20 protein-coding genes are annotated in these 21,145 nt (G+C 66.5%); 15 read left to right on the top strand and 5 right to left on the bottom strand.

Annotated features, from left to right (window positions below; translation table 11 throughout):
* Positions 1-11: 11 nt before the first annotated feature.
* Positions 12-1,166, bottom strand: a complete 1,155-nt coding sequence (locus tag B3098_RS27145) for an acyl-CoA dehydrogenase family protein (protein WP_286900243.1) — start codon at positions 1,164-1,166, stop codon at positions 12-14.
* A gap of 206 nt (positions 1,167-1,372) precedes the next feature.
* Here B3098_RS27145 and bktB point away from each other — a divergent pair, with 206 nt between their 5' ends.
* A complete protein-coding gene (bktB, locus tag B3098_RS27140) occupies positions 1,373-2,554 on the top strand; it encodes a beta-ketothiolase BktB (protein ID WP_175138076.1) in 1,182 nt (393 codons plus the stop codon).
* 58 nt (positions 2,555-2,612) lie between these two features.
* Here bktB and B3098_RS27135 read toward each other — a convergent pair whose 3' ends face one another.
* A complete protein-coding gene (locus tag B3098_RS27135; protein WP_286900242.1) occupies positions 2,613-3,392 on the bottom strand; it encodes an IclR family transcriptional regulator in 780 nt (259 codons plus the stop codon).
* Between the two features lie 113 nt (positions 3,393-3,505).
* Between B3098_RS27135 and B3098_RS27130 the strand changes: the two genes are divergently transcribed.
* Genes B3098_RS27130 through B3098_RS27105 form a run of 6 tightly spaced genes read left to right on the top strand, consistent with a single transcriptional unit; the run spans position 3,506 to position 10,435 of the window.
* Positions 3,506-4,309: an enoyl-CoA hydratase gene (locus B3098_RS27130; RefSeq protein WP_175138156.1), complete on the top strand. Its 804-nt coding sequence runs from the start codon at positions 3,506-3,508 to the stop codon at positions 4,307-4,309.
* On the top strand, positions 4,306-6,390 hold the full coding sequence (locus B3098_RS27125) for an acetate--CoA ligase family protein (protein WP_286900240.1): 2,085 nt from the start codon (positions 4,306-4,308) through the stop codon (positions 6,388-6,390). Before B3098_RS27130 ends, B3098_RS27125 begins: the two co-directional genes overlap by 4 nt.
* Positions 6,391-6,422: 32 nt before the next feature.
* On the top strand, positions 6,423-7,391 hold the full coding sequence (locus B3098_RS27120; protein WP_175123652.1) for a Bug family tripartite tricarboxylate transporter substrate binding protein: 969 nt from the start codon (positions 6,423-6,425) through the stop codon (positions 7,389-7,391).
* 3 nt (positions 7,392-7,394) lie between these two features.
* Positions 7,395-8,597, top strand: coding sequence for an acyl-CoA dehydrogenase family protein (locus tag B3098_RS27115; protein WP_286900238.1), 1,203 nt, complete (start codon positions 7,395-7,397; stop codon positions 8,595-8,597).
* Between the two features lie 6 nt (positions 8,598-8,603).
* Positions 8,604-9,623: an acyl-CoA dehydrogenase family protein gene (locus tag B3098_RS27110; protein WP_279974343.1), complete on the top strand. Its 1,020-nt coding sequence runs from the start codon at positions 8,604-8,606 to the stop codon at positions 9,621-9,623.
* 41 nt (positions 9,624-9,664) lie between these two features.
* A complete protein-coding gene (locus B3098_RS27105; RefSeq protein WP_175123650.1) occupies positions 9,665-10,435 on the top strand; it encodes a spermidine synthase in 771 nt (256 codons plus the stop codon).
* A gap of 6 nt (positions 10,436-10,441) precedes the next feature.
* Here B3098_RS27105 and B3098_RS27100 read toward each other — a convergent pair whose 3' ends face one another.
* Both B3098_RS27100 and B3098_RS27095 read right to left on the bottom strand, forming a co-directional pair.
* Entirely contained in the window at positions 10,442-10,768 is a 327-nt protein-coding gene (locus B3098_RS27100; RefSeq protein ID WP_286900235.1) for a type II toxin-antitoxin system RelE/ParE family toxin, read from the bottom strand.
* Complete coding sequence (locus B3098_RS27095) at positions 10,765-11,046, bottom strand: type II toxin-antitoxin system Phd/YefM family antitoxin (RefSeq protein WP_191575764.1); 282 nt, start codon at positions 11,044-11,046, stop codon at positions 10,765-10,767. Before B3098_RS27095 ends, B3098_RS27100 begins: the two co-directional genes overlap by 4 nt.
* A 233-nt stretch (positions 11,047-11,279) precedes the next feature.
* Between B3098_RS27095 and B3098_RS27090 the strand changes: the two genes are divergently transcribed.
* From B3098_RS27090 to B3098_RS27070, 5 genes are all read left to right on the top strand, one after another.
* Positions 11,280-12,032 carry a GntR family transcriptional regulator gene (locus B3098_RS27090; RefSeq protein WP_191575763.1) on the top strand — a complete coding sequence of 251 codons (753 nt, stop codon included), beginning with the start codon at positions 11,280-11,282 and terminating at the stop codon, positions 12,030-12,032.
* A complete protein-coding gene (locus B3098_RS27085) occupies positions 11,983-13,299 on the top strand; it encodes a malonyl-CoA decarboxylase domain-containing protein (protein ID WP_286900231.1) in 1,317 nt (438 codons plus the stop codon). Before B3098_RS27090 ends, B3098_RS27085 begins: the two co-directional genes overlap by 50 nt.
* 52 nt (positions 13,300-13,351) lie before the next feature.
* A complete protein-coding gene (locus tag B3098_RS27080; RefSeq protein ID WP_286900229.1) occupies positions 13,352-14,161 on the top strand; it encodes an enoyl-CoA hydratase/isomerase family protein in 810 nt (269 codons plus the stop codon).
* Between the two features lie 4 nt (positions 14,162-14,165).
* Positions 14,166-15,707: a malonate--CoA ligase gene (locus B3098_RS27075; RefSeq protein WP_286900227.1), complete on the top strand. Its 1,542-nt coding sequence runs from the start codon at positions 14,166-14,168 to the stop codon at positions 15,705-15,707.
* A 201-nt stretch (positions 15,708-15,908) separates the two neighbouring features.
* A complete protein-coding gene (locus B3098_RS27070; RefSeq protein ID WP_175123645.1) occupies positions 15,909-16,880 on the top strand; it encodes a Bug family tripartite tricarboxylate transporter substrate binding protein in 972 nt (323 codons plus the stop codon).
* A gap of 32 nt (positions 16,881-16,912) precedes the next feature.
* Here B3098_RS27070 and B3098_RS27065 read toward each other — a convergent pair whose 3' ends face one another.
* Positions 16,913-17,869: an aldo/keto reductase gene (locus B3098_RS27065; protein ID WP_175138087.1), complete on the bottom strand. Its 957-nt coding sequence runs from the start codon at positions 17,867-17,869 to the stop codon at positions 16,913-16,915.
* 265 nt (positions 17,870-18,134) lie between these two features.
* Between B3098_RS27065 and B3098_RS27060 the strand changes: the two genes are divergently transcribed.
* The 3 genes from B3098_RS27060 to B3098_RS27050 all read left to right on the top strand — a co-directional run bounded on the left by B3098_RS27060 (position 18,135) and on the right by B3098_RS27050 (position 21,112).
* A complete protein-coding gene (locus B3098_RS27060; RefSeq protein ID WP_056563116.1) occupies positions 18,135-19,106 on the top strand; it encodes an ABC transporter substrate-binding protein in 972 nt (323 codons plus the stop codon).
* 319 nt (positions 19,107-19,425) lie between these two features.
* The gene (locus tag B3098_RS27055) at positions 19,426-20,316 is read left to right on the top strand and encodes an ABC transporter permease (protein ID WP_056563113.1); all 891 of its coding nucleotides are present in this window, start codon (positions 19,426-19,428) and stop codon (positions 20,314-20,316) included.
* Position 20,317: 1 nt separating this feature from the next.
* The gene (locus B3098_RS27050) at positions 20,318-21,112 is read left to right on the top strand and encodes an ABC transporter ATP-binding protein (RefSeq protein ID WP_175123643.1); all 795 of its coding nucleotides are present in this window, start codon (positions 20,318-20,320) and stop codon (positions 21,110-21,112) included.
* The last annotated feature ends 33 nt before the right edge of the window (positions 21,113-21,145 follow it).

The raw sequence follows: 21,145 nt of genomic DNA, 5'->3' as shown, positions 1-21,145 counted from the left end.
GACGGTCGTCCTTATCGAAGGCCAAGGCCGCGGGCAATGATGCCGCGCAGGATTTCGCGGGTGCCGCCGCGCAGCGAAAACGTCGGCGCGACCTGTTCCAGATAGGCCAGCGTGCGCAGCAGTGGCAGCGGCACGGGGCGGTCGGGGTGCCTGCCCAGCGTATCGCCAATCAGGCGCGGAATCGCCTGTTCAAGCTCGGTGCCCAGATCCTTGACCAGCGATGCCTCCGTGGCGGGGCTCAGGCCCGCCGCCAGCTTGCCGGCCACGGCCAGCGACATCGCGCGCAGCACCGCCATCTGCGACAGGATGCTGCCCAGCGCTGTCCGGCTGGCGGCATCGGCATCGCCACCGCCATCGCGGCAATGCGCCAGCCAGCACTCCAGCAGAGCGATGCTGGAGTACAGGCGCTCGGGGCCGCTGCGCTCGAAGGCCAGTTCCGCATTCACTTGCGCCCAGCCGCCGCCTTCCTCGCCGATCAGCGCCTCGTCGGGCAATTCGACGTTGTCGAAGAAGACTTCCGAAAAGTGCGCATCGCCCGCCAGGTCTTCGATCGGGCGCACCGACACGCCGGGCAACGACAGGTCCACGATCACCTGCGACAGCCCCTGATGCCGGTCGTCCGTGGTGCCGGACGTGCGAACCAGCGCAATCATGTAGTGCGAACGGTGCGCGTTCGTCGTCCAGATCTTGCTGCCGTTCAAGCGCCAGCCGCCAGCCACGGCTTCCGCTCGGGTGCGGATGCTGGCCAGGTCCGAGCCGGAACCCGGCTCGCTCATGCCGATGCAAAAGAATGCCTGCGCGGCGCAGATGCGCGGCAGATAAAAATCCTTTTGCGCTGGCGTGCCGTATTTCAGGATGAGCGGCGCGCTCTGGCGGTCGGCAATCCAGTGCGCCGACACCGGCGCGCCCGCGCCCAGCAATTCTTCGGACAACACGAATCGCGCAAAGTGGCCGCGCGCCGCGCCGCCGTATTCGCGCGGCAGCGTCAGGCCCAGCCAGCCGCGTTCGGCAAGCTGGCGGCTGAAGCCCGCGTCAAAACCCATCCATGAACGGGCGCGCTCATCCGGCTCCAGGCCGTCCAGCGCATCGGCCAGGAAGGCGCGCACCTCGGTGCGCAAGGCTTCATCCTCGGGAGGGATGGCAGTGAGTTCCAGCGTGTCGATCATCAGTCGCTCCGGGTAAGGCAAGGGCGCCGCGACAGGCGCCGACGGCCACTATCCGGGAATGCGCTGATAGCTGTCCAATATTATTTTGCGGGTTTGCGATATGGGTTTTGTATCGAGTGGCGGGCAGTATGATGGAACGCACTTCATGGACCGCATCGCGCGACCCACAACGCACGAACCACAACGCACCACAAGGAGGAAACACCATGAATGAAGTCATCGTCGCTTCGGCCGTCCGCACCGCCATTGGAGATTTCGGCGGCGCACTCAAGGATGTGCCCCCCTGCGATCTGGGCGCCACCGTCATCCGGGCCGCGCTGGAACGCGCAGGCGTCTCGGGCGACGAAGTCGGCCATGTCGCCGTTGGACACGTGATCAACACCGAGCCGCGCGACATGTACCTGTCGCGCGTGGCCGCCATGAATGCCGGCATCTCCAAGGAAACGCCCGCGTTCAACGTCAACCGCCTGTGCGGTTCGGGCCTGCAGGCCATCGTGTCCGCTGCGCAAACCATCATGCTGGGCGATGCCGACATTGCCGTGGGCGCCGGCGCCGAAAGCATGAGCCGCGCGCCGTACATCGCCCCGGCCCAGCGCTGGGGCGCGCGCATGGGCGACAGCGTCATGCTGGACATGATGACCGGCGCGCTGTCCGACCCCTTCGGCAAGATGCACATGGGCGTCACGGCGGAAAACGTGGCCGCCAAGTTCGGCATCAACCGGCAGGACCAGGACGCCACGGCGGCGGAATCGCACCGCCGCGCGGCCGCCGCGATCGATGCGGGCTACTTCCGCGACCAGATCGTGCCCGTGAAGATCAAGTCGCGCAAAGGCGAGATTGTGTTCGACACCGATGAGCACGTGCGCCGCGACGTCACGGCCGACAGCCTGGCGACGCTCAAGCCGGTGTTCCAGAAGGAAAACGGCACCGTCACGGCGGGCAATGCGTCCGGGCTGAACGACGGCGCGGGCGCGCTGGTGCTGATGAACGCGTCTGTCGCGGCCAAGCGCGGCGTCAAGCCGCTGGCGCGTCTGGTGGCCTACGCGCATGCGGGCGTGGACCCCGACATCATGGGCATCGGTCCGGTGCCGGCCACGCAGGCGGCGCTCAAGCGCGCGGGCCTGACGGTCGACCAGCTGGACGTCATCGAGGCCAACGAGGCGTTTGCCGCGCAGGCATGCGCGGTGTCGCGCGAACTGAAGCTGGACGCCGCCAAGGTGAACCCCAACGGCAGCGGGATCGGCCTGGGCCACCCGATCGGCGCGACCGGCGCCATCATCACCACCAAGGCCCTGCATGAACTGCAGCGCGTGGGCGGCCGCTATGCGCTCGTCACCATGTGCATCGGCGGCGGGCAGGGCATCGCCGCGATCTTCGAACGGATCTGATTCGTTCGGCTCGGCAAGCCCGCGAGGTTCCGGCTACGCCGGATCCTCGCGGGTTTTTTCATGGGGCCTCCTGGCCCAGATAATCCTTTGCCCACGCCTGGCATTCGGCATGCAGCATTGCGCCCATCTGCGCCCGCCGCGGCGCGTCGAGCCGGCTGCTGATCGCCCCAAAACTGAAGGCCACCCAGGTCAGCTCCGACACCGGAAACGCCACGCCCACACCCGACACGCCGGGCGTGATGGTGTCCACGATCTCGGAATATCCCGCATTGCGCGTCTGCCTGACCGCCTTCATCAGCGCCGTGCTGGAAACGCGGATCTGCGCGTAGCTGGCCGCATGCCTTGCGTACAGCGCGGCGATCTCGTCGTCCGGCAGCGCCGCCATCAGCGCCAGGCCGCCCGCGCCCACGCCCAAGAGCCGCCGTTCCCCCTGGTCGATAGTGAACACCTTGACCGGAAATGAGCCGGCCTCGCGCAGCAAACATAGCGCGTAGTCGCCCTGGCGGATCACCAGGAACACGGTGTCGCCAGACAGGCGTGCCAGCTTCTGCGCGAACGGGCGCAGGGCGTCCAGCAAAGGCGTGCGCCGCAACGCGGCAAACCCCAGTTGCATCGAATCCACCCCCAGCCGATAACGGCGGGTGGCGCGGTCGCGTTCGGCGAACTGTTCTTCCAGCAGGCAACTGAGGAGGCGGTGCGCCGTGGAACGCTCCAGGCCGGTGGCGGCCATGACGCCCTGCAGGTCGATGCCGTCTTCCTGGTGCTGCGCCAGCACGCGCAACAGGCCGAGCGCGCGACGCATGCTCTGCGTGCCGCCGGTGGATCCTGGGTTGTTCATATTGTGGGAAAAATGGTCCGAATATTTTGTATTTTAGGATTTGCAGTGCGTTAATTCAAGGCATGGAGATCGCGCTGCATCCGACGGCGCGGCATGACAAGGACGAGGAGACCATGGAATACGCCACCCTGGCCGTCGAACGGCACGACGCGGTATGCCGAATCAGTCTGGCCCGCGAATCCGCGCGCAATGCCCAGAGCCAGCAGATGCTGGACGAACTGGATGACGCCCTCTCGCGCGCGGAGCAGGACGATGCGGTGCGGGTGGTCATCCTGGCCGGCCGCGGCGCGCATTTCTCGGCCGGGCATGACCTGAAGGAAGCCCAGGCCAAGCGCGCCGACTTCACGGTCGAGGAACGCTGGGATTACGAGTCCCGCCGCTACTACGGGTATTGCCTGCGCATCTGGGACTTTCCCAAGCCCACCGTGGCGCAGGTGCAGGGCGCGTGCGTGGCGGGCGGATTCATGATCGCCAACATGTGCGACCTGGTGGTGTGTTCGGACACGGCGTACTTCTCGGACCCGGTCGGGCACACCCTGGCCGCGGCCGCCACCGAGGTGCTGATTCATCCCTGGGTCATGGGGCTGCGCAAGGCCAAGGAAATGCTCTACACCGGCGAGAAGGTCGATGCGCAGGAGGCATTGCGCATCGGCATGGTGAACCGGGTGGTGCCCGAAGCCGAACTGGATGCCGCCACGCTGGCGCTGGCCCAGCGCATCGCGCAGGCGCCGCCGTTCGGACTGCGCCTGATCAAGCGGTCGCTGAACCGCACGGCGGACGCGCAGGGCTTTCGCACGGCGCTGTCGGCGCACTTCGACACGCATCAGTTGTCGCACCTGAGCGAGGAATTCCAGGCGGTGCGCGAGCGCGGCCTGGCGCAGGCCATCCAGCGCAACAAGAAAGGCGAAGCCGCATGACCTCACGCCTTGAACCTCTGCTGAATCCGCGCTCGATTGCCATGATCGGCGCCAGCGCAAACCCGGGCCGCATTGGCGGCATGCCGCTGGAACTGCTGACGCGCTTTGGCTTTTCGGGCGGCATCTATCCCGTCAACCCGAAATACCAGGAGGTCTTCGGCCTGCGGTGCTGGCCCGACATCGAAGCCGTGCCCGAGCCGGTGGACCTGGCGGTGCTGGCCATCGCCGCGGCCGACGTCACGCCCATGCTGCGGCGCTGCCATGCCAGGGGCATCCCCGCGGCCATCGTGTATGCGGCGGGCTTTGCCGAGGCGGGCGGCGAGGGCGCGCGTTTGCAGGACGAACTGGAGGCCTTCGTGTCGGAAAGCGGCATGGCGGTCGCGGGCCCGAATTGCATGGGCTTCGCAAACCTGAACACGCAGGCGCATACCGCCTTCGCGTCGGTCTTCAAGACCGCGCCGGCGCAGGAGGGACCGGGCTCGGTCAGCCTGCTGACCCAAAGCGGCAACGTGTGCGCGGCGGTCTACGCGATCGCGCGCCGGCTGGGGCTGCCGTTCTCGCACTTCATCAACACCGGCAACGAGGCCTGCCTGGATTTTTCGCAGTACCTGGAATATCTGGCGGCGGACCCGCAGACGGAAATCGTGCTCGGCTACATCGAACAGTTGCGCGATGGCGGCCGCTTCGTGCGCGCGTGCCGCGAGCTGGAACGCCAGGGCAAGCTGCTGATCGCCCTGAAGGCAGGCGCCACCGACAAGGGCGCGCAGGCCGTGCAGTCGCACACGTCGGCGCTGGCCGGCGATCGCCGCGTGTATGCGGCTGCCTTTCGCCAGTTGAACGTCATCGAGGCCACGGACTTCGCGCAGATGGCGCATCTGGCCAGTCTGGCGACGCTGCGCCACCGCACGGCCGGCAAGCGCGTGGCGGTGCTGACGATGTCGGGTGCGCTGGGGGCCATCCTGGCCGACAAGTTCATCGGTGCGGGGCTGGAGCTGCCAGACCTGCCGCCGGATCTGCAGGAGGTGCTGCGAGGCGGCATTCCGGATTACGGCATGGTGGGCAATCCGGTGGACGTGACCGGCAACGTGGTCAACGATCCCGCCTTTGTGCGCACCGTGCTGCAAGCGCTGGGCACGTCGGACGCCATTGATGCCGTGGTCGTGTATGCGCCCGGCTACATGCTGGACCGCATGGCCGACGCGTTGGCCGAAGCGTCCCGGGAGCACCCGCGGTTGTTCGTCGCCATCGATACGGGCCTCGCGCAAAGCCGTGCCGCGCTGCGCGAGGTGGAAGTCGCGGTGTTCGAGGATCTGGGTCTGGCCGTCGCGGCGCTGGCGCCATATTTGCTGTGGTGTGACGCGCGCACGGCCCGGCGGCAGGCGGCGGCGCCCACATTGGATATGGCCAGCGCGCCGGCTCTGCCATGCAACGAAGCGGATGCTCGCGCCTTCGTGGCCGCGTTCGGTCTGCCCCAGGCTGCCACCGCGGTGGCGCGCAATGCGGACGAGGCCGTGCGCGATGCGCGCATTGCAGGCTATCCCGTCGCCCTGAAGATCCTGAGCCCCGACATCGCGCACAAGACCGAAACGGGTGGCGTCGCGCTGAACCTTGCGGACGACGAGGCGGTGCGCGTGGCCCATGCCACCGTGACGCAAGCGGTGACGCGCGCGCAGCCCAATGCGCGTATCGACGGCGTCATGGTCCAGAAGATGGAGCGCGGTGTGGCGGAGATCATCGTTGGCGCCACGCGCGATCCGGTCTTCGGCCCCGTGCTGACGGTGGGCCTGGGCGGGGTGCTGACCGAGATCTACCAGGACACCAGCCACCGGCTCCTGCCGGTGGACGAGGACATCGCCTTGCAGATGTTGCAGGAGCTCAAGGCGTTTGCGCTGCTGGACGGTTTCCGGGGCAAGCCCCGGGGCGATCTGGCGGCGGCGTGCAGGAGCATCGTGGCCGTGGGCAACGCCTTGCTTGCCGCTCCCGCGCATGTGGCGCAAATAGAAGTGAATCCCTTGCTGATCAAAGAGGCGGGACAGGGCGTTGCGGTGCTGGACGCGCTGATCCTGCCCGCAACCCCGTAGCGCGTCTGCGCATTCCTCAGGAGGAGACAAGCATGATCAAGACAATATTGGCCGGCGTCGCACTGGCCTGCATCGGCGCCACGAGCGTCGCGCAAGCCCAGGACAACTACCCCGCGCGCCCCGTGCGTATCGTGGTGCCGTTCTCACCCGGCGGCGCGACCGACATCATGAGCCGTCTGCTGGCCGAGAAGTTGAGCGGAAAACTAGGCCAGCCGGTGATCGTGGAAAACAAGCCGGGCGGCGGCACCATGATCGCGTCCGATTACGTGTCCCGCGCCGAGCCCGACGGCTACACGCTGCTGATGGCCGCGTCGTCGCTGGGCATCGCGCCCAGCATCTACACCAAGGTCAACTACGACCCGGTCAAGGACTTCGCCCCGATCACGCAAGTCGCGTCGGTGGTTCACGTGCTGGGTGTCCACCCGTCGGTGCCGGCCAAGAATGTCGGCGAGCTGATTGCCTACCTGAAGGCCAATCCGGGCAAGGTGAGCTACGGTTCCGTCGGCACGGGCAGTTCAACCCACCTGGAGGCCGAACTCTTCAACAGCATGGCCGGCGTGCAGATGGCGCACATTCCCTACAAGGGCAGCGCGCCCGCGCTCAACGACCTGGTTGCGGGGCGTCTGCAGGTGATGTTCGATGCGTGGGCCTCGTCGGGCCCCTTCGTCAAGGACGGCAAGCTGCGCGCGCTGGCGGTCACGACGGCCAAGCCTTCGGCGTCATTGCCCGAGTTGCCCACGGTGGATGCGTCCGGCCTGCCGGGCTATTCGGCCATGCCGTGGCTGGGGCTGGTCGCGCCCGCGCGCACGCCGCAGCCCGTGATCGACAAGCTCTACCAGAACCTGGCGCAGATCCTGCAGCAGCCCGACGTGAAGAAGCAGTTCGAGGGGCTGGGGCTGGACATCATCGGCAGTGATCCCAAAGCCTTCGGCGCGTTCATCCAGAAAGACGTGGCGACCTGGGCCAAGGTGGCGCGCGACTCGAACATCCGGCTGGAGTGAGGCATGACGATGCAGCAAACCGCCGTGCCCGACAGCGCGGCGCTGGACGACGAGGCGTTCCGGCAGACGCTTCGGGGCTGGCTCGACACGGCCTACGCAGCGTTTGCACGGTCCTGGCCCGGCGGGGCCGACCCGCGCAATCTGGACTACCGGCGCGCCTGGGAAGACACGCTGTGCGCAAACGGCTGGTCCGGGCTGGGCTGGCCGGCGACATACGGCGGCAAGGCGCTGCCGCTGTCGCGCCAGGCGGTCTTCCATGAAGAGCACGCGCGTTGCGGCGCGCCGCTGGGCGTGAACCTGATCGGCCACGGCATCCTGGCGCCCACCCTGCTGCATTTCGGGTCCGAGGCGCAAAAGCAGCGCTTCCTGCCCGGCATCCTGTCGAACCGCGAGGTGTGGTGCCAGGGGTATTCCGAACCGGGCGCCGGTTCAGACCTGGCCTCGGTGCGCACGCGGGCGGAACCGGCGCCGGGCGGCTTCCGCGTGAACGGCCACAAGATCTGGACATCGTTTGCGGACCGGGCGCAGTGGTGCTTCGTGCTGGCGCGCACCGATCCGGACGCGTCCAGGCACAAAGGCCTGAGCTTTCTGCTCGTGGATATGCGCAGTCCCGGCGTGCGGGTCGAACCCATCCGCCAGCTCACGGGCGAAGCTGAGTTCTGCGAGGTCTTTTTCGAGGACGTGTTCGTGCCGCAGGGCGCGCTGCTAGGCGGGTTGAACCAGGGCTGGCGCATCGCGATGGCGGCCGCAAGCTTCGAGCGCGGCACGTATTTCATCCCGCGACTCGTGCGTTTTTCGCAGGAGCTGCGTCAGGTGCGCGCGCTGGCGCTGCAGGCGGACAAGCAGGGCCGCGTGCCGGCGTCGTCGGCATCGGTGCGCCACCGCTGGGCGCGGCTGGCGGCCGACAGCCACGTGCTGGCGCTGAAATCGCAGCGCGCGCTGGCCGGCGCGACGCGGGGCGATCCGCCCGGACCGGAAGGATCGTCCACCAAGATCCACTGGAGCGAGGCGCACCAGCGCCTGCTCGAACTGTCCATGCAATTGCTGGGCGAGGACGCCTGCCTCGGCGTGGACGCAGCCGACACCCGCGCGGCGTCGCTGACGCACGCCTATTTATGGTCGCGGGCCGAAACCATCCTGGCCGGCACGTCCGAGATCCAGCGCAACATCATCGCCGAGCAGGTGCTCGGCCTGCCCAAGGGCTGACCGTAAATGAATCTGCATCTGAGTGAAGACCAGCGCATGCTGCGCGACGCCGCGCACCGTTTCCTGTCGCAGCGCCATCCGGTGGCCGTGGCGCGCGGCGCTTGTCATCAAGGTGCGCCGGCCCGCCTGGCGCTGTGGCGCGATCTGGCCGAACAGGGCTGGCCCGCCTTGCTGGCGCCCGAGGCACAAGGCGGACTCGGCTTGGGCATGCGCGAGGCCTGGATCGTCGCCGAGGAAGCGGGGCGCCATCTGCTGAGCCTGCCGCTCGTATCCAACATGGTGATGCTGCCGACGTTGTGCGAGGCGGGTGGGGCTATCGCGCAATGGGCCGGCGACATGATGGCCGGCGATACCTGGTACGCCGATGCGGCACTGCGCCCCGACGGGTCGGCCTTCATCGAAGGCGCCGGCGAGGGCGTGCGCGCGCTTGCCGTGCGCGAGGCTGGTCCGGCGTCCGTGCGTCTGGATCTGCTGTCGCCTGTGGCGGGTGTGGGGGGATTGGATCCGACCATGCCGGTCGGGGTCGCGGCGGATCCCGCGGTCCTGGAAAGCGCCGATGTCCAGGTCAAGCCGGGCACGTGGCATCTGCTGCGCACGCGTCTGCGCTTGCTGCGGTCGGCGGAAATGCTGGGGGCGGCCTCGGCGGCGCTGGACATGGCAGCTGGGTACGCCCGCGAGCGCCAGCAGTTCGGCCGCCCCATCGGCGCCAATCAGGCGATCAAGCATCGGCTGGCCGAGGACTGGATGGCGATGGACGATGCGCGGCTGGCGGGCTGGGCGGCGGCATCGGCGCTGGATGACCGCGCGGCGTCGGCGGCAACCGATTGCCTGTTCGCGCCGCTGCTGGCCGTCGAAGCCAGCCGCCGCGCCACCCAGAACGCGATCCAGACGCATGGTGCGCTGGGCGTGACCTGGGAGTGCGATGCGCATCTGTACCTGAAGCGCGTCCTGCGGCTGTCGGCCAGCCTGGAGGCTGAAGTGTCCGGCCCGGACCTGCTCGAGCGCATCTGGGAAGCAGCGGCGTAATCGGCGGCCGGGGACGGGGCGGCCGGCCTACAATCGCGCCCATGTACAAATCCAACTTCCCCTCCGAACTCGACCAGCCGACGCTTTCCGAAGCCGACGGCGTCCGCTATCTGCACTTCAACACCGAATGGGTGCAGGGCGCGATGAACATCAAGAGCCCCGCCGATCTGGTGCTGGAATACACCGCGCAGATGATGGCTTGGCTGCTGTTCCTGGAGCCGCCGAAGGAAGAGGCCATCGGCATGCTGGGCCTGGGCGCCGGGTCGCTGGCGCGCTTCTGCGCCAAGCACACGCGCGGCCCGCTGCTGGCCGTGGAATGGAATCCGCGCGTCACCGCCGCCTGCCACATGTTCTTCCGCCTGCCCGGGGCGAACCGCTTGCAGGTCGAGCACGCCGACGCCGGCGCGTGGGTGGCCGATCCGCTGAACGCCGGACGCTGCCCGGTGCTGATGGTGGACCTGTACGACGCCGCCGCCGAGGGCCCGGTACGCGACAGCGTGAAGTTCTACCGCGACTGCCGCCGCGTGCTGGGCGACGTCGGCATCCTGGCCGTGAACCTGTTCGGCCGGCACGAAAGCTTCGGCAAGAACATCGACAACCTGTCCAAGGCCTTCGACGACCGCATCGTGCTGCTGCCAGAAGTCGAGGCCGGCAACCAGATCGTTCTGGCCTTTTCCGGCCCCAGCCTGGCGATCACCCCGGCTGAATTGCTGGCGCGCGCCGAGATCGTGGAAGGGAAGTACGGGCTGCCTGCTCGCCGCTGGGCGCGCTCGTTGACGCGGCATGCAGTAGACGGGGTACTGCATTTTTGAAGCGATTCAGAAGCGCAGCGTCCTGAGCGGCCGGCGGGCGAGTTTGATCTTGAAGTCCTGCCGGCTATCGCAGATGAGGTGGATATATACCTTGTCTGCAACAACTTCATAAATGACCCGATTTTTGACCGCGACTATTTGCATGAAGTGGGTGGCAGGCAGCTCCGGGAGGGGGTGCCCCGCGTACGGGAATTGTTCGAGATTCAGAATGGCTTTGTTGATCCGGGCGTATGAATCGAGCCAGACCTGCTGCGAGAAGTTCGTTCTGATGTAGCGGCGTATCTCCTGGAGATCATCTGCGGCTGTCTGCAAAAAGACCACCGTTCGACTCATTCGGAATCGTCCCGATCCATCGCTTCAATCTGCGCGAATACATCCGCCGCCGGAATGACGCGTCCTTCTTCGATGTCTTTGCGGCCGCCCGCAAGCAGTTGAAGCAGGGCCATGGCTTGCTCCTGCTCCTCGAAGCTTCGTACGTCCATGACGACGAGTTTGGCCTCTCCGTTCTGGGTGATCAGCATGGGTTCGCGGGTTTCGGTCAGCGTGGTCACGATCTCGGCGGCGTGACTCTTAAGGTATGAGATCGGCTTCACTTGAGTGGAGTATTTCATGGGTAGGACTCCCAAATCATAGGCTTGATCGGACTAAGTTTAGTCGTAATTCAGTCCTGTTTCCGACCAGCTTTCGGGATCGTGGTCCGTGTCCATAACTATGCCGTCCGACGTCGCAGCCCCTTCTTATTAGGGAAGCTCCCAACCCGCCCCGGCTTTACCTTTCGCCAAACCCGGGTCTATCATCGGCTTATTCATAATTATGAATTACGGCATTTCCCCGCCGTCTGCCCATGACCCTACCCATCGTCCGGCAAGCCCTGTATCTGGAAGTCGCGGACCGCCTGCGCGGCATGATCCATGCGCGGTCGCTGCGTAACGGCGAATGGATCGATGAACTCCGCCTAGCTGGCGAAATGGGCATTTCGCGCACGCCGCTGCGCGAAGCGTTGAAAGTGCTGGCCACCGAAGGGTTGGTCCGGCTGGAACCCCGCCGCGGCTGCTTCGTCAACGAACTGTCCGCCCAGGATCTGGAAGACATCTTCCCGCTGATGGCGATGCTGGAAGGGCGCTGCGCCTTCGAGGCCGCGCGCAAGGCCACCGACGCGCAGCTGGCCGAACTGGAACCGCTGCACGCCGCGCTGGCCGGCCATGCGAAGGCGGGCCGCATCGACGCCTACTACAAGACCAATTACCTCATTCACGAAGCCGTCCAGGCGCTGGCCGGCAACCAATGGCTGTCCGACATGGTGGGCAATCTGCGCAAGGTGCTGAGCCTGTCGCGCCATCGCAGCCTGTCCCGGCCCGGCCGCATCGACCAGTCCTGCGCCGAACACCTTGCCATCTTCGAGGCCCTGAAGGCCCACGATTCCGACGCCGCGCAGGCGCTGGCGCACACCCACCTGATGCGCCAGCTTGAAGCGCTGCGCGTCCTTAGCAACGAAGACGCCGCCGACGCGGCGCCGTCCGATCCCATCGTCATCGAGGAGCCCGCCCATGTCCGCACCCGCCAATCTCGCGCCCGCGCGCGGCGCACGCACGCCTGAGCCCGAGGCCGATCTGGTCGATGCCGCCGCCGCGGCCGAAAGCGCCAGCCTGATCACGCGGCTGGGCCGCCTGTGGGAGCGCGGGCGCCTGCCCAGCGAATCCGAAGTCCGCCGCCTGTTCGAGGCGCGCCTGGCCGACGTGGCCGCCAACAAGCTGGCGCGCCGCTGGTGCGAGCAATACGCCGCGGCCGACGGCAAGGACCGCCGTCTGATGCTGGCCGCGCTGGCGCAGATCCGCGCCACGTATGCGGGCGATGGCGGCGAGGGGGTGCGCCTCTTCAAGCGGTTCAACGCCCAGCCGCAAGGCCTGCGCTTTCTGGTGGACCTGCGCGCGGACATGCTGCGCTGGCGCAAGCAGGTGTCGGGCATCCAGTCGCTGGACAAGGAATTGGAGGGCCTGTTGTCGGCGTGGTTCGACGTGGGCCTGCTGGAACTGCGTCCGCTGACCTGGGATTCGCCCGCGTCGCTGCTGGAAAAGCTGATCCTTTACGAGGCCGTCCACGAGATCAAGTCCTGGGACGACCTGCGCCACCGCGTAGCGCCCGACCGCCGCTGCTATGCGTACTTCCATCCGCAGATGCCGGGCGTGCCGCTGATCTTCGTGGAAGTGGCCTTTGCCAGCCAGATGGCCGACAACGTGCAGGTGCTGCTGGACAGCACGCTGCCGCCGCAGGATCTGGACAAGGCGCGCTGGGCGATCTTCTACTCCATCTCGAACACGCAACCGGGCCTCAAGGGCATCAGCTTCGGCAATTTCCTGCTCAAGCGCGTGGTCGAGCAGCTGCTGGAAGAACTGCCCAAGCTGAAGGCCTTTGCCACCTTGTCGCCGATTCCGGGCTTTACCGAATGGCTGGGCAAGCAGGACGCGCAGGCCGTCGAGGCGATCGTGCGCGAAGACAAGACGCGTGCCAAGGACCGCCAGCGTGAAGGCGTGCCGGACGGGCAGCGCTGGGTCGCGCGTCTGGCCAAGGCCGCGCAGGGCAAGGCGCCAGACGTGGTCAAGCGCGCCGGCTTCCGGCTGGCGGCCTGCTATCTGCAGTCGATGAAGAACGGTCTGCCGGTCGATCCCGTGGCGCGTTTCCATCTGGGCAACGGCGCGCGCATCGAACGCCTGAACTGGGCGGCCGACACCTCGCCCAAGGGGCTCAAGCAGTCGTGCGCCATGATGGTCAATTACCTGTATGACCTGGACGAACTGGACACCAACCTTCAGCGCCTGAACGAGGGCAAGCCGCAGATCAGCCGCGGCGTGGGGCGCGTGGCCTGACCGCCGGAAACACGGCGGCGGGTTCCTGACAATCACAACAAGGGCAGGGGACATGACGGAGAACGTGGCAGGCCAGAGCCAAGGCCAAGGCAGTGTGCGGCTCGATCGCGACGGGCATCTGGCCTGGGTGACGCTGTCGCACCCGGGACGCCTGAATGCGATCACGGTGGGCATGTGGCGCGAACTGCGCGATGTCTTCACGCGCATCGCGCAGGATGACGCCGTGCGCTGCGTGATCGTGCGTGGCGAGGGCGGCAACTTCGCCGCCGGCGCCGACATCCGCGAGTTCCCCGCCGAACGCGCCGATCTTGCCGGCGTGCAGCGTTATCACCGCGAAATCCTGGCGCCCGCCTTGCGCGCCGTGGCCGAATGCCCGCAACCGGTCATCGCGCAGGTCGAGGGCGTGTGCGTCGGGGGCGGGCTGGAAATCGCCTGTCAGTGCGACCTGCGCATCGCCGGCGCGTCGGCCCGCTTCGGCGTGCCCATCAATCGCCTGGGTTTTCCGATGGCCCCGGACGAAATGCGCGGCCTGCTGGCGCTGGCGGGCAGGGCCGCCACGCTGGCCATTCTGCTGGAAGGCCGGGTGTTCGGCGCCGCCGAAGCCAAAGACCTGGGTCTCTTGACCCGCATCGTCGACGACGGCGACGTGGCCACGTCCGCCCGCCGCAGCGCCGACCGCATCGCCCAGGGCGCGCCGCTGGCCGCCCGCATCAACAAACGCTTGTCCGCCAGGCTCGCCACCGGCGCCGCCTTGACCGAGGACGAGTATCGCGATTATTTCTCCTATGCCGAAAGCCGGGACCACAGAGAGGGCGTGCGCGCCTTCCTGGCCGGCGAAGACCCTTCCTTTACCGGAGACTAGACAGGTGAGCAACGCCAACCTATACGCTGTCCTGCAAGGCGGCTTTCCCAAAGACCGCAGCAAAGTCGCGCTGGAAACGCCCGACCTCGAATACACCTGGGACGACATCGACCGCGCGACCGCGTGCCTGGCGAACCTGCTGCAATCGCTGAACCTGCCCGACGGCGCGCGCGTCGCCGTGCAGGTCGAAAAGTCGCCCGAGGCGCTGCTGCTGTACCTGGCCACGCTGCGCGCCGGCCTCGTGTACCTGCCGCTGAACACCGCGTACCGCGAATCCGAAATCGAATACTTCCTGGGCAACGCCGAGCCGTCCGTCGTGGTCTGCGCCAGCAAGAACCTGGACTGGGTCAAGCGCGCCGCCGACAAGGCCAATTGCCCGCACGTCTACACGCTGGACGAAGACCGCACCGGCACGCTGCTGGACGCGGCCGGCGGCCTGTCGCAGACGTTCAAGACCGTTGAAAGCAAGCCGGACGACCTGGCCGCCATCCTGTACACGTCGGGCACCACGGGCCGCAGCAAGGGCGCGATGCTCTCGCACGGCAATCTGGCGGCCAACGCGCGCACCCTGCATGAATACTGGGGCTGGCGCGAGGACGACGTGCTGCTGCACATGCTGCCGATCTTCCACGTGCACGGCCTGTTCGTCGCGTCGCACGGCGCGCTGCTGGCGGGCGCCCGGATGATCTGGCTGCCCAAGCTGGACGCCGACCAGGCGCTGCACTATCTGCCGCAAAGCACCGTGATGATGGGCGTGCCGACTTACTACGTGCGTCTGCTGGCCGATCCGCGCTTCAATCGGGACGTCTGCGCCAACATGCGCCTGTTCATCTCGGGCTCCGCGCCGCTGCTGGCCGAAACGTTCTCCGACTTCAAGGAACGCAGCGGCCATCCCATTCTTGAGCGCTACGGCATGAGCGAAACCGTCATGCTGACCTCCAACCCGTACGACGCCGCGCTGGGCGAGCGCCTGGCGGGCACCGTCGGCCGTGCCTTGCCGGGTGTGGATGTCCGGGTGGTCGACGACGCCGGCAAGCCGCTCGCACCCGGCGAGATCGGCAACGTGCAGGTGCGCGGTCCCAACGTGTTCTCGGGCTACTGGCGCATGCCGGAAAAGACGCGCGAAGAATTCACCGACGACGGCTGGTTCAAGACCGGCGACGTGGGCCGCTGGGGCGGCGAGTCCGCCGGCCGCACGGCGCCGGACGACTATCTGTCCATCGTCGGTCGCAGCAAGGACCTGATCATCTCCGGCGGCTACAACGTGTACCCCAAGGAGATCGAGACGCTCATCGACGACATGCCGGGCGTGTCGGAGTCGGCGGTGATCGGCGTGCCGCATCCGGACTTCGGCGAGGCCGTGGTGGCCGTCGTGGTGCCCAAGGACGGCGCGACGCTGGACGCCTCCGCCATGCAAGCCGAGTTGAAGAGCCGCATCGCCAACTTCAAGGTGCCCAAGCGCGTGCATATCATCGACCAACTGCCGCGCAACACGATGGGCAAGGTTCAGAAGAACGTGCTGCGCGACACCTACAAGGCGCTGTAGTCCATACCGAAGCCGGTCCCCGCGGGGCCGGCTTTTTTATCACCGAATTCTTTCACCGCGTTCATTTACCGCAGCCAAGGAGAAGCATCCCCATCCAATGCCCCGATAAGACCTGCCCGCCGCATTCAGAAGAAAAAAATATCTCAGCGACGAGACGCCAGAAAACAGGCGCCGTCCCCCGATGCAGCAAGAGGAGACAAAATGACTTATCGCACCACCGCCGCGGCCGTGTTCGCCGTGGCAGCCCTGGGTTTCGGCGGCGTTGCCGCCGCGCAATGGCCCGAACGCCCCATCACGCTGATCGTTCCGTTTCCCGCCGGCGGCGGCACGGACACGTTCGCCCGTCCGCTGGCCGCGCAGCTCACCACGCAGCTTGGCCAGACGGTGGTCATCGACAACAAGGGCGGCGCGGGCGGCACCGTGGGCGCCGGCGTGGCGGCCAAGGCCAAGCCCGACGGCTACACGTTCTTCATGGGCGGCGCACACCATGCGCTGGCGCCTTCCCTGTACAAGAGCCTGAGCTACAACATCCAGAAGGATTTCGTGCCGGTCGCCCTGGTGGCGCAGCCGCCGCAGGTCGTCGTCATCAACGCAAGCAAGCTGCCGGTCAAGACCTTGCAGGAGTTCATCGATTACGCAAAGAAACGCCCCGGCGAAATCAACTTCGGCACGGCAGGCAAGGGCAGCACGCACCACCTGGCCGGCGAGCTGTTCGCGATGCAGACGGGGGTCAAGCTGGTGGACGTGCCGTATCAGGGCGCGGGTCCCATGCTGTCGGCGCTGATTGGCGGTCAGGTGGATCTGGCGTTTGACGGCCTGGGCTCGTCGGCTGGCCACATCCGCGCCGGCGCGATCAAGCCGCTGGCGGTGGCCGCCACGGAGCGTTCGCAATCCCTGCCCGACGTGCCCACGGCTGCCGAAGCCGGCGTGCCGAACTACGTGGTGTCGACCTGGTATGCGATCTGGGCGCCCGCGGGCACGCCGAAGGAAGCCACGGAAAGAATGGCCGCCGAGATCACGAAAGCGCTGAACACGCCCAAGCTGAAGGAGACCTGGGCGGGCAATGGCACCGGCGTGCCCACGCTGACCGGCGCCGAGTTCGGCAAGTTCGTCGACAGCGAAGTCCAGCGCTGGGCCAAGGTCGTCAAGGACTCCGGCGTGACGTTGGACTAAGCGGCTGAACTAAGCGGCTGAACTAAGCAACCTCAGCGCCAATCGCTGGCCTGGCTCAGCCGGGCCAGCTGGTCACGCGTCAGCGTCAGGCTGGCGGCCTTGACCAGTTCGTCCAGCTGGGCGAGCGACGTGGCGCTGACGATGGGCGACGTAATGCCCGGCTGCGCGATCTGCCAGGCCAACGCAGCCTGCGCGGGCGTGCAGCCGGCGTCCTCGGCCACCTCGTCCAGCGCCTTCAGGATGCGGTAGCCACGATCATTCAGATACGTATCCACGATCTTCTTGCCGCGCGCGCTCTTGCCTGCATCTTCGGGACCGCGGTACTTGCCGCTGAGAAACCCGCTTGCCAGCGCGAAGTAATTGATCGTGCCCATCTGCTGGGTCTTCACCAGGCTTTGCAGACCGGATTCGAAGGGTTCGCGGGTATACAGGTTGTACTCGGGCTGGATGCTTTCGTAGCGCGGCAGGCTGTGCCGCTCGCTGGCGATCAGGGCTTCCGACAGCCGCACCGCCGTGTAGTTGGACGCGCCGATCGCGCGCACCTTGCCGGCTTCGATGTGCTTGGCGTATTCGGCCAGCGTGTCGGTCAGCGGCGTGTCCGGGTCGTCCTGGTGCGATTGGTACAGGTCCACGTAGTCCGTCTGCAGGCGCGCCAGCGATGCGTCCAAGGAGCGCCGGATGTAGGCGGGCGACAGGCCTTTCTGGCCCGGACCCATCTCCATACCGACCTTGGTGGCGATCAGCACCTGGTCGCGCTTGCCCGATCGCTTGAGCCACTTGCCGATCAGGGTTTCGGATTCGCCACCCTGGTTGCCGGGGACCCAGCGCGAGTACATGTCGGCCGTGTCGATGAAATTCAGGCCGGCGTCCACCAGCGCATCCAGCAAAGAAAAGGTGCCGGCCTCGTCGACGGTCCAGCCGAAGACGTTGCCGCCGAAAGTGAGCGGGGGAACCTGCAGGCCGGATCGGCCCAGTGCGCGTTTGATCATGGTGGCCTCGGGATGCCGTCGGCGGGCACGCGGAACGGGATGAACGGCGTTTGCCCGGCGGTTGTCAGTATATTCACGCCGCTGCCCCGGGACGGGGCGCGCCTGTATGGATGCACCATTACAGGGATTCCCCCCAAGTCCATTTGGTGGACGGCACGTTAGACTATACGGCTTTGTGGCAGGACAAACGGATCAAAAACCCGCGCCCGCCATGAAGAAACCGGCAAATTCAACAAGCAACACCCAGGGTTCAAGGAGCAAACATATGCTGATCGGAAAAAAACATTTTCTGACGGTTGGCGCGATGGCGCTGGCGATGGCTATCGCCGCACCGGTCGCCGCGCAGCAAAAGTCCGTCGCGGTGACCGCCATCGTCGAGCATCCGGCGCTGGACGCCGTGCGTGACGGGGTGCAAGACGCCCTCAAGCAAGCCGGCTACGAGCCGGGCAAGAACCTGAAGTGGCAGTATCAAAGCGCGCAAGGCAACAACGGCACGGCCGCGCAGATCGCCCGCAAGTTCGTCGGCGACCGCCCGGACGCCATCGTCGCGATCGCCACGCCGTCGGCGCAGGCCGTCGTGGCCGCCACCAAGGACGTGCCGGTGGTGTATTCCGCCGTGACCGATCCGGTTGCCGCGCAACTCGTGTCCAGCATGGACGCCTCGGGCACCAACGTGACCGGCGTGTCTGACCTGCTGGCGCTGGACAAGCAGGTTGAACTCATCAAGAAGATCCTGCCCAACGCCAAGCGCGTCGGCATCGTCTACAACCCGGGCGAGGCCAACTCGGTCGTCGTCGTCAAGAAGCTCCAGGAAATCCTGCCCAAGTCGGGCATGAGCCTGGTCGAAGCCGCCGCCCCGCGCTCGGTGGACGTGGCGTCCGCCGCCCGCAGCCTGATCGGCAAGGTCGACGTCATCTACACCAACACCGACAACAACGTCGTGTCGGCGTATGAGTCGCTGGTCAAGGTGGGTAACGACGCCAAGATCCCGCTGATCGCGTCGGATACCGACAGCGTCAAGCGCGGCGGCATTGCCGCCCTGGGCATCAACTACCGCGATCTGGGCGTGCAGACCGGCAAGGTCGTCGTGCGCATCCTGAAGGGCGAGAAGCCCGGCGCGATTCCGTCTGAAACCAGCTCCAAGCTCGAGCTGTACGTGAATCCGGGCGCGGCCGCCAAGCAGGGCGTGACCCTGCCCGAGGCGCTGATCAAGTCCGCCGCGGTGGTCGTGAAATAATACGGCGCGAAATCGGCCCCGCCATGCCTATCCGGCGTGCGCGGGGTTTTTCTTGCGTTTTTCGTGGTGTGCTTACCCGATGTTCCACAGGGCGGCAGCGTTCACAAGATGCTCGCGGCCCGGCGTTGTTGCTTCCTTGACAGGTCTCGTGCTTTCGCTGGCTGCGCCGGCGCGTAGGCACGCGGGCGGGAAACGAGAGAAAATCCATGCCGGGAAACGTTCATTGCGAAAGCTCGGGTAAAACTGACCCGCGAACGCAAGAAATCGTACGTTTCACTTCTTTAATATGCTCGTTTCTTATCTTGATTGGATCTGACCCATGTCATTGTTCTCGTTGTTAGGCGCGCTGGAGATCGGCTTGATCTTCAGTCTGGTGGCCTTGGGCGTGTTCATCTCCTTTCGCCTGCTGCGCTTTCCGGACCTGACCGTGGACGGCAGCTTTCCGCTTGGCGGCGCAGTCTGTGCGACGCTGATCGCCTCGGGCACCGATCCGTTTTCCGCCACCATCATCGCCACCATCGCCGGCGCGGCCGCCGGGCTGGTCACGGGCTGGCTGAACGTCAAGCTCAAGATCATGGATCTGCTCGCCAGCATCCTGATGATGATCGCGCTGTATTCCATCAACCTGCGCATCATGGGCAAGCCCAACGTGCCGCTGATCACTGAACCCACCGTGTTCACGATCCTGCAGCCTGCGTGGATTTCCGACTATGTCGCCCGCCCGCTGCTGCTGATCGTCATCGTCATTCTCTGCAAGCTGGCGCTGGACTGGTTCTTTGCCACGCAAACCGGCCTGGCCGTGCGCGCCACCGGTTCCAACGGCCGCATGGCCCGCGCGCAAGGCGTGAACACCGGCCGCATGATCCTGGGCGGCATGGCGCTGTCGAACGCGCTGGTCGCGCTGGCCGGCGCGCTGTTCGCGCAGACGCAGGGCGGTTCGGACATCTCGATGGGCATCGGCACCATCGTGATCGGCCTGGCCGCGGTGATCGTCGGCGAAAGCATCCTGCCGTCGCGCAAGCTGGTGCTGGCCACGCTGGCCGTCATCATCGGCGCCATCGTCTACCGCTTCTTCATCGCCCTGGCGCTCAACAGCGATTTCATCGGCCTGAAGGCGCAGGACCTGAACCTCGTCACCGCGGTGCTCGTCACGATCGCCCTGGTCATCCCCATGCTCAAGCGCCGCCTGGTCGGCAAGAAGGGGCGCTGATATGTTGTCCGCAAAAGACCTGAAAATCACCTTCAACGCGGGTACTCCCATCGAGACCCGCGCCCTGCGCGGCCTCACGCTGGAAATCCCGTCGGGCCAGTTCGTCACCGTGATCGGTTCCAACGGCGCGGGCAAGTCCACGTTCCTGAATGCCGTGTCGGGCGACCTGCCCATCGATTCGGGACGCATCGACATCAATGGTGTGGACGTGACGCGCAAGCCCGTGTGGGCGCGCGCGGGCAGCGTGGCCCGCGTGTTCCAGGACCCGATGGCGGGCACCTGCGAAGACCTGACCATCGAGGAAAACATGGCGCTGGCGCAGATGCGCGGCGCCTCGCGCGGCTACAGCCGCGCCGTAAAGGCCTCGATGAAAGCGGGCTTTCGCGAGCGCCTTGCCACGCTGGGTCTGGGCCTGGAAAACCGCCTGACCGACCGCATCGGCCTGTTGTCCGGCGGCCAGCGCCAGGCGGTCAGCCTGTTGATGGCGGCGCTGCAACCCTCGCGCATCCTGCTGCTGGATGAGCACACCGCCGCGCTCGACCCCCGCACCGCGGACTTCGTGCTGCAACTGACGGCGCGCATCGTGGCGGAAAACCAGCTCACCACCATGATGGTCACGCACAGCATGCGCCAGGCGCTGGATGTCGGCGACCGCACCGTCATGCTGCACCAGGGCCAGGTCGTGCTGGACGTGTCCGGCGACGAGCGCCGCGGCATGGACGTGCCGGACCTGCTGGCCATGTTCGAGCGGGTGCGGGGCGAGAAGCTGTCGGACGATGCGCTTTTGCTGGGCTGAAGACGAAAAGGCGCGGTAAATAGCGGGGTCAAC

Origin of the sequence: Achromobacter sp. UBA2119, assembly GCF_002331005.1 — a bacterium.
Lineage (GTDB): Bacteria > Pseudomonadota > Gammaproteobacteria > Burkholderiales > Burkholderiaceae_B > Achromobacter > Achromobacter animicus.
This window is presented reverse-complemented; position numbering and strand designations above follow the sequence as displayed.

Excerpts from the sequence above, each read along its gene's own strand:
- B3098_RS27080 (WP_286900229.1), top strand. The coding sequence starts at position 13,352 with ATGACGGAGAACGTGGCAGGCCAGAGCCAAGGCCAAGGCAGTGTGCGG.
- B3098_RS27060 (WP_056563116.1), top strand. The coding sequence starts at position 18,135 with ATGCTGATCGGAAAAAAACATTTTCTGACGGTTGGCGCGATGGCGCTG.
- B3098_RS27055 (WP_056563113.1), top strand. The coding sequence starts at position 19,426 with ATGTCATTGTTCTCGTTGTTAGGCGCGCTGGAGATCGGCTTGATCTTC.
- B3098_RS27145 (WP_286900243.1), bottom strand. The coding sequence starts at position 1,166 with ATGATCGACACGCTGGAACTCACTGCCATCCCTCCCGAGGATGAAGCC.
- B3098_RS27115 (WP_286900238.1), top strand. The coding sequence starts at position 7,395 with ATGACGATGCAGCAAACCGCCGTGCCCGACAGCGCGGCGCTGGACGAC.
- B3098_RS27065 (WP_175138087.1), bottom strand. The coding sequence starts at position 17,869 with ATGATCAAACGCGCACTGGGCCGATCCGGCCTGCAGGTTCCCCCGCTC.
- B3098_RS27120 (WP_175123652.1), top strand. The coding sequence starts at position 6,423 with ATGATCAAGACAATATTGGCCGGCGTCGCACTGGCCTGCATCGGCGCC.
- B3098_RS27130 (WP_175138156.1), top strand. The coding sequence starts at position 3,506 with ATGGAATACGCCACCCTGGCCGTCGAACGGCACGACGCGGTATGCCGA.
- B3098_RS27050 (WP_175123643.1), top strand. The coding sequence starts at position 20,318 with ATGTTGTCCGCAAAAGACCTGAAAATCACCTTCAACGCGGGTACTCCC.
- B3098_RS27125 (WP_286900240.1), top strand. The coding sequence starts at position 4,306 with ATGACCTCACGCCTTGAACCTCTGCTGAATCCGCGCTCGATTGCCATG.
- B3098_RS27085 (WP_286900231.1), top strand. The coding sequence starts at position 11,983 with ATGTCCGCACCCGCCAATCTCGCGCCCGCGCGCGGCGCACGCACGCCT.
- B3098_RS27110 (WP_279974343.1), top strand. The coding sequence starts at position 8,604 with ATGAATCTGCATCTGAGTGAAGACCAGCGCATGCTGCGCGACGCCGCG.
- bktB (WP_175138076.1), top strand. The coding sequence starts at position 1,373 with ATGAATGAAGTCATCGTCGCTTCGGCCGTCCGCACCGCCATTGGAGAT.
- B3098_RS27105 (WP_175123650.1), top strand. The coding sequence starts at position 9,665 with ATGTACAAATCCAACTTCCCCTCCGAACTCGACCAGCCGACGCTTTCC.
- B3098_RS27095 (WP_191575764.1), bottom strand. The coding sequence starts at position 11,046 with ATGAAATACTCCACTCAAGTGAAGCCGATCTCATACCTTAAGAGTCAC.
- B3098_RS27070 (WP_175123645.1), top strand. The coding sequence starts at position 15,909 with ATGACTTATCGCACCACCGCCGCGGCCGTGTTCGCCGTGGCAGCCCTG.
- B3098_RS27090 (WP_191575763.1), top strand. The coding sequence starts at position 11,280 with ATGACCCTACCCATCGTCCGGCAAGCCCTGTATCTGGAAGTCGCGGAC.
- B3098_RS27100 (WP_286900235.1), bottom strand. The coding sequence starts at position 10,768 with ATGAGTCGAACGGTGGTCTTTTTGCAGACAGCCGCAGATGATCTCCAG.
- B3098_RS27135 (WP_286900242.1), bottom strand. The coding sequence starts at position 3,392 with ATGAACAACCCAGGATCCACCGGCGGCACGCAGAGCATGCGTCGCGCG.